The organism is Aldersonia kunmingensis (assembly GCF_001646865.1).
Classification (GTDB): domain Bacteria; phylum Actinomycetota; class Actinomycetes; order Mycobacteriales; family Mycobacteriaceae; genus Aldersonia; species Aldersonia kunmingensis.
The window spans coordinates 20,685-27,079 of the sequence record NZ_LRRB01000226.1 but is presented as its reverse complement, the minus strand read 5'-3'; the positions used below and the strand labels follow the sequence as shown (position 1 = coordinate 27,079).

Annotated in this window: 9 protein-coding genes, 1 pseudogene and 1 riboswitch; all 10 genes and pseudogenes read left to right on the top strand. The window is 65.6% G+C overall.

Features of this window, described 5'->3' with window-relative positions:
- A pseudogene (locus tag A8G08_RS27550) lies at positions 1-435 on the top strand (SMP-30/gluconolactonase/LRE family protein); the annotation flags it as partial.
- A gap of 26 nt (positions 436-461) precedes the next feature.
- Positions 462-1,085 carry a cardiolipin synthase ClsA gene (gene clsA / locus A8G08_RS17635; RefSeq protein WP_068276926.1) on the top strand — a complete coding sequence of 208 codons (624 nt, stop codon included), beginning with the start codon at positions 462-464 and terminating at the stop codon, positions 1,083-1,085.
- Complete coding sequence (locus A8G08_RS17630) at positions 1,082-1,888, top strand: DUF881 domain-containing protein (protein WP_068276924.1); 807 nt, start codon at positions 1,082-1,084, stop codon at positions 1,886-1,888. Before clsA ends, A8G08_RS17630 begins: the two co-directional genes overlap by 4 nt.
- On the top strand, positions 1,885-2,232 hold the full coding sequence (locus A8G08_RS17625) for a small basic family protein (RefSeq protein ID WP_068276918.1): 348 nt from the start codon (positions 1,885-1,887) through the stop codon (positions 2,230-2,232). Before A8G08_RS17630 ends, A8G08_RS17625 begins: the two co-directional genes overlap by 4 nt.
- A gap of 1 nt (position 2,233) precedes the next feature.
- A complete protein-coding gene (locus A8G08_RS17620; RefSeq protein ID WP_068276915.1) occupies positions 2,234-3,016 on the top strand; it encodes a DUF881 domain-containing protein in 783 nt (260 codons plus the stop codon).
- A gap of 38 nt (positions 3,017-3,054) precedes the next feature.
- On the top strand, positions 3,055-3,456 hold the full coding sequence (gene gcvH / locus A8G08_RS17615; protein WP_068276911.1) for a glycine cleavage system protein GcvH: 402 nt from the start codon (positions 3,055-3,057) through the stop codon (positions 3,454-3,456).
- A gap of 142 nt (positions 3,457-3,598) precedes the next feature.
- Positions 3,599-4,081 (top strand): glycogen accumulation regulator GarA, encoded by a 483-nt coding sequence (gene garA / locus A8G08_RS17610; RefSeq protein WP_068276909.1) that lies wholly within the window; start codon positions 3,599-3,601, stop codon positions 4,079-4,081.
- On the top strand, positions 4,078-4,809 hold the full coding sequence (ftsR, locus tag A8G08_RS17605) for a transcriptional regulator FtsR (RefSeq protein ID WP_068276906.1): 732 nt from the start codon (positions 4,078-4,080) through the stop codon (positions 4,807-4,809). Before garA ends, ftsR begins: the two co-directional genes overlap by 4 nt.
- A gap of 159 nt (positions 4,810-4,968) precedes the next feature.
- Positions 4,969-5,442, top strand: a complete 474-nt coding sequence (locus tag A8G08_RS17600; protein WP_068276903.1) for a bifunctional nuclease family protein — start codon at positions 4,969-4,971, stop codon at positions 5,440-5,442.
- A gap of 206 nt (positions 5,443-5,648) precedes the next feature.
- Entirely contained in the window at positions 5,649-6,242 is a 594-nt protein-coding gene (locus A8G08_RS17595) for a MerR family transcriptional regulator (protein ID WP_281182162.1), read from the top strand.
- A 23-nt stretch (positions 6,243-6,265) separates the two neighbouring features.
- Positions 6,266-6,372: riboswitch (glycine riboswitch) on the top strand.
- Positions 6,373-6,395 lie beyond the last annotated feature (23 nt).

Here is a 6,395-nt window from a genome sequence, read left to right as displayed (position 1 = left end):
GTTCTTGTTGCCGAGACCGGTTCCTATCAGATCACCCGCGTCGAGCTCACCGGTCCGTACTCCGGCCATCAGTCGGTCTGGTACGAGAACCTGCCCGGCATCCCGGACAACATGACCTCGCAGGGCGCAGACGGTATCTACTGGGTCGCGCTCTACAGCCCGCGGCTGAAAATGCTCGACCTCGTGTCGCCGTACCCGGGTTTGCGTACGGTCACCGCCAACCTGCCCGCGGCACTGCAGCCGAAGCCGGAGAACCGCGGCTGGGTACTCGGCCTCGATGGCGAGGGCAGGGTCGTGCACAACTTGCAAGGGTCGAAGGGCGGTTACGCGCCGATCACCGGCGTTCGAGTCGTGGGGGACTGGATGTATCTGGGCAGTCTGGAAGGCGATAGCATCGCGCGAATCGCGGCGCCGCCCGCGGGCGCGTCGGCGTGAGTTCGACGGCACCGAGGCAGGACAGCGTGGCTTCTCAGGACGACACCGTGGCGCCGGATGCGGCGAAGCAGGACCGCATCTTTACGATCCCCAACGCGCTGAGCGTGCTGCGACTGATCGGCGTTCCGGTATTTCTCTACCTGCTGCTCGTCGTCGAGGCCGACGGCTGGGCGTTCGCGCTGCTGATTCTGTCCGGAATCACCGACTGGCTCGACGGCAAGATCGCGCGGATGCTCGACCAGTCGTCGCGGCTCGGCGCGATGCTCGACCCGCTCGTGGACCGCCTCTATGTGGTCACCACCCTGATCGGGTTCGTCGTCCGCGGGATCATCCCGTGGTGGGTCGCAGCGCTGCTCATCGGGCGCGATGTGATCCTGACGCTGACGCTCGTGGTGTACCGGCGTCGCGGCCTGCCGCCACCGGAGGTCATCTACCTCGGTAAGGCCGCGACCTTCGCGCTGATGTCGGCGTTGCCGTGGCTCCTTGCCGGAGAAACCGACTGGGCCATCGCAGGTTTCGCGTCGGCATTCGGTTCGGCATTCCTCGTGTGGGGGACAGCGCTCTACGTGTGGACCGGAATCCTCTACGTCGCCAAGGCCGTTGCGGTGGCCCGTGCCATACCGGTGGTGCACGGAAACGAACGAGAATGACCGAGCCGTCGCGGTACTCGAGTCGGAATTCGCTGCTGCAGTCGCTGCTGCGCGAGCACCTCGACCCCGGGTATGCGGCGGCGGCACGAGCACGCGAAGACGGTGCAGGCTCCTCTCGGATTCCGCAGTGGCTCTGGCTCATGGTCGGCTGCGCGGTCATAGGGCTCGTCGTCGGCGTCGCGGCTGTGACGATCGGCGAGGACTCCGACGATTACCGGCGCGAGGTACTGTCAAGCGTCGATGCGGCCGAGGAACGCAATGACGAATTGTCCACGCAGCGATCCGAACTCAACACCGTCGCCGATGCCGCCCGTGCACGTGCGCTCGCAGGAAACACAGAAGGCGAACAGGTTCTGGACCGGCTGCGGACGCTGGAATCCGCGGCCGGCGCGGAACCGGTGCACGGCCCCGGCATCGTGGTGACCCTCGACGACCGCGCTGCCGTGAAAGACCGCTCGGTCGTGCTCGACCGCGACGTGCAGGCGGTGGTGAATGCGTTGTGGGCCAGCGGTGCTGAGGCCGTGTCGATTGGCGATGTCCGGGTCGGGCCTGGCGTGACGGTCCGGCAGGCGGGCGGAGCGATGCTGGTCGACAACAAGCCGGTGCCGTCCCCGTACAAGATCGCCGCGGTCGGCTCGCCCGGCCAGCTGGAGACCGGGTTCGTGGTCAGTCCCGCCTACCTGCGTATGTCGGCCGTGGCGCAGCTCTACGACATCGAATTCGACGTCTCTGCGAAGGAGGATCTGCGGTTGCGCGGCGCGACGGTGCACGAACTGCGTTCGGCGGAAGAAGCGACCCGATGAAGCACTTCGGGCTGGTGGCGATCCTCGCGCTGCTCGCCGGGATCGCATTCGGAGCGCTGGCGAGTCCACAGGTCCCGGACTGGGCGGAGCCGTATCTGCCGATCGCTGTCGTCGCCGCACTCGACGCCGCGTTCGGCGGGATGCGGGCCTACCTCGATGAGATCTTCGATTCGAAAGTCTTCGTCGTCTCGTTCGTGTTCAACGTGCTCGTCGCCGCTTTGATCGTGTGGCTGGGCGACCAACTCGGCGTGGGCACACAGTTGTCCACGGCAGTGATCGTCGTGCTCGGAATCAGGATCTTCGGCAATGCCGCAGCGTTGCGGCGCCGGTTGTTCGGGGCCTGACATGACGACCGGCGACACCCCACCACCCGCGGAGACAAGTACGGGTGACGAAAGCCCACAGGTCGAAGGGAAACAAGAGTCGGGCGCCAAGCACACAATGTCGCCGCGCGCATTGCAGGTCCTCGCGGTGCTGTTGATCGCCGTTCTCGGCATCGCGATCGCGATGCAGGTGCGCGACACCGACTCCGGCAGCAGCCTCGACTCGGCGCGGCCGACGGACCTGCTTGCGCTGCTGGACAACCTCAACCGCCGGGAAGCCTCGCTGCGCCAGGACATCGCGACGTTGCAGGCAACCATTGCCGGCCTCGAGCAACGCGGTTCGGACGCTGCGGTGGACGAAGCCAGGGCCCGGCTTTCGGCGCTCGCGATTCAGGTCGGCACGGTTCCGGCGACCGGCCCCGGTGTCGTGCTCACCATCTCCGACCCAGCCCAGAAGGTTGGCCCCGATGTGCTGCTCGATGCGGTCCAGGAACTGCGCGCCGCTGGTGCAGAAGCGATTCAGATCTCCGGCCGGGAAGGACCGCCCCTGCGCATCGGCATCGATTCCTGGATCGGCGGCCAACCGGGTGCGGTAATCGTGGACGGAACGACCCTCGCGCCCCCGTACACTGTGGTGGCGATCGGCGACCCGCCGACACTCGCAGCGGCGGTGAACATTCCGGGTGGGGTAGTGGATTCGGTGTCACGCAGCGGCGGAACGCTCGTAGTGGACCAGAAGCAACAGGTCGCGGTATCCGCGACTCGGGACCCGGGGGACACGCACTACGCTCGTCCCGGCAACTAGGCAGCAATGAACGGCGCAGATCGAAAGGACCAGTCACGGTGAGTACCGCATTGCCCGAGGATCTGCGCTACACCGAGGAGCACGAGTGGGTACAGCGCACCGGGCCGAACACGGTCCGCGTGGGCATCACCGACTACGCGCAGGAGCAGCTCGGTGACGTGGTCTTCGTGCAGTTGCCCGCGGAGGGTGACGACGTGACCGCCGGAGAATCGCTCGGCGAGGTCGAATCGACCAAGAGCGTTTCGGACATTTTCGCGCCGTTCACGGCGAAAGTTGTTGCCGTCAACGGTGATCTGGAAGCCAGCCCGGAAACGGTCAACTCCGACCCCTACGGGGACGGATGGCTGGTCGAATTGGCTGTCGAGGACGAGCAGTCACTCGAAGCCGCATTGAGCGGCACGCTCGACGCACAGGGTTACCGAGGGGTAATCGGCGGTTGATCGGCGTTTTCGGTCTGCCTGCACGGGGCGCCCCGAGCAGGGTACGGTCTTAGCACGACGTGTGTGCGGGGGCAATGGTCCGAATTTCGAGAATTGCCCGAGCGTAGAACCCGCGAGAAAATCGGACTCAGGAGGAGAAACGGTGAGCGAGAACGACAACGAGTCGGCCTATGGGGAGAGTGCCGCAGAGACCACGTCGGTCTTCCGCGCGGACTTCCTGAACGAGGTCGACGCCTCGGCCGCTCCCACCGGTGAGGCACCGGTTTCGGGCGTCGAAGGACTGCCTGTCGGCTCTGCTCTGCTCGTCGTGAAGCGTGGCCCCAATGCCGGGTCGCGATTCCTCCTCGACCAGCCGACGACATCTGCCGGCCGGCATCCCGATAGCGACATCTTCCTCGACGATGTCACCGTCAGCCGTCGGCATGCGGAGTTCCGCCAGGACGACGACGAGTTCCAGGTGGTCGATGTCGGCAGCCTGAACGGCACCTACGTCAACCGCGAACCGGTCGATTCGGCCGTGCTCGCGAACGGCGACGAAGTACAGATTGGCAAGTTCCGCCTGGTGTTTCTCACCGGCCCGCGATCCGACTCGGGTCTTCCCGCCGCGGGCGCGGGTAGTTCATGACATCTGTCGGGCAGCGGGCTCGTGCGGGGATGTCGATTGGCTCCGTACTTGACCTCCTGCGGCCCGACTTTCCCGACATCACGATCTCCAAGATCCGGTTCCTCGAAGCGGAGGGACTGATCAGCCCGGAGCGGACCCCGTCCGGATACCGGCGTTTCGACGTAGCCGACGTCGAGCGACTGCGGTTCGTACTGACCGCGCAACGCGATCAGTACCTGCCGCTGAAAGTGATCAAGGAGCAGCTAGAGGCGATCGACCGGGGCGCGGCCACCGTCGGCGCCGGCGAGACGCGCAGGCCGCGACGGCTCGGGGTGGTTCCGGGAGAGGTGTCGCCGGAGGAGTTCCGGTCGGCCCGCGATGTCCGGCTCAGTCGCGCCGACCTGCTCGCGAATGCCGAGATCGAGGACGCATTCCTGACCGAACTGGTTCGCGCCGGGCTGATTGTGCCCGGCGCGGCGGGGTTCTTCGACGAGGACGCGATCGCCCTCGCGGCGACGGCGAAGGCCCTCTCGGAATTCGGCCTCGAAGTCCGGCATTTGCGCGCGTTCAAGCTCGCCGCAGACCGCGAGGCCGCGCTGGTGGCGCAGATCGCCGGGCCGGTCGCAAAGAGCAAGGACACCGGCGCGCGCGAGCGCGCCGAAGAACTGGTGCGTGAACTGGCAGCATTGTCTCTCACGCTGCACACCTGCCTGGTGAAATCAGCCGTCCGGGGCGCGCTCGACCAGTAACCCCGCCCGGCCATGGGCAGCAGCCCGCTGGCAACTCGGCGCAACCGGATCCTCAACGCCTCGAAGCGAACACCTGGTTCGCCTAGACTCGTGCTACGACCCTTGCCGGCACGGCCCGATCGGTTTGGGGGGTCGCGCGAGCGCTGGGAGGCAGATGCGATGAGCGAGATGCGTGTGATCGGAATCCGGGTCGAGCAGCCGCAGAACCAACCAGTGCTGTTGCTGAAGGAGTCGGACGGCGACCGTTACCTCCCGATTTGGATCGGACAACCGGAAGCAACCGCGATCGTGCTCGAACAGCAGGGGGTCGAACCGGCGCGGCCGCTGACGCACGACCTGATCAAGAACCTCATTACCGCCCTCGGGCACACGCTGCGCGAGGTCCGCATCGTGGATCTGCAGGAGGGCACTTTCTACGCGGACCTCGTCTTCGACGATGACCTCCGGATTTCGGCACGCCCGTCCGATTCCGTGGCCATCGCGTTGCGCGTCGGCGTGCCGATCTACGCCGAGGAGGGCGTGCTCGACGAGGCCGGACTGGTGATGCCGGACGAGCGCGAGGACGAAGTGGAGAAGTTCAAGGAGTTTCTCGAGTCCGTGTCGCCGGATGACTTCAAAGCCACCGACGGATGACCCGGGAAATGATCGAATAGGGGTCGACGCCGGAAATCGAAGCGGTCACGAAATCGCAACACCCTAAACTCGAGGTTTAGGCTTCGGCGCGTCGGATTGATTGTCGTGCTCTTATCGCATTACATCGGGGAGTAGCCTCACTTCTTACGGGCAGCGATCAAAGGGAGTACTCAGTGGGCGAGCAGCCGACCGATCAGACGAGCCGCATTCCCGGCTCTGCCCAGCACGATGCTTCGGCAACCACCGTGACGGATACGGAGATTCAGCCGGGGCTTTTTCCCGACGACACCGTTCCCGATGAGCTGGTCGGCTACCGGGTTCCGAGCGCGTGTCAGATCGCCGGCATCACCTATCGCCAACTCGACTACTGGGCGCGCACCGGGCTCGTCGTGCCGTCGATTCGCAGCGCCGCTGGATCCGGAAGTCAAAGGCTCTACTCGTTCAAGGACATCCTGGTCCTGAAGATCGTCAAGCGGCTGCTCGACACCGGCATCTCACTGCAGAACATCCGCGTCGCCGTCGACCATCTGCGCGACCGCGGCGTGCACGACCTTGCAAAGATCACCCTCTTCTCCGACGGCACCACCGTGTACGAGTGCACCTCGGCCGAAGAGGTCGTGGATCTGCTGCAGGGTGGGCAAGGTGTGTTCGGAATCGCAGTCAGCGGCGCAATGCGTGAATTGACCGGCACGATCGCCAACTTTCCCGCCGAACGCGCTGATGGGGGCACTGTCGAGGAGCGTCCCGAGGACGAATTGTCGTTCCGGCGTAAGAACCGAGCGAGCCGAAAGACCGGATAGAACCGGTTAGACTAACCGCACGTCGCCGACGCACGGGAGAGCCTCGGATCCGGACTAACAGCCGGTTCCGAGCGCCGAAGGAGCAGCACCTCCCCGTCAATCTCTCAGGCACCCGGACCGTGCGGTCTTCGACGTCTCTGGAAAGCGGTGGCC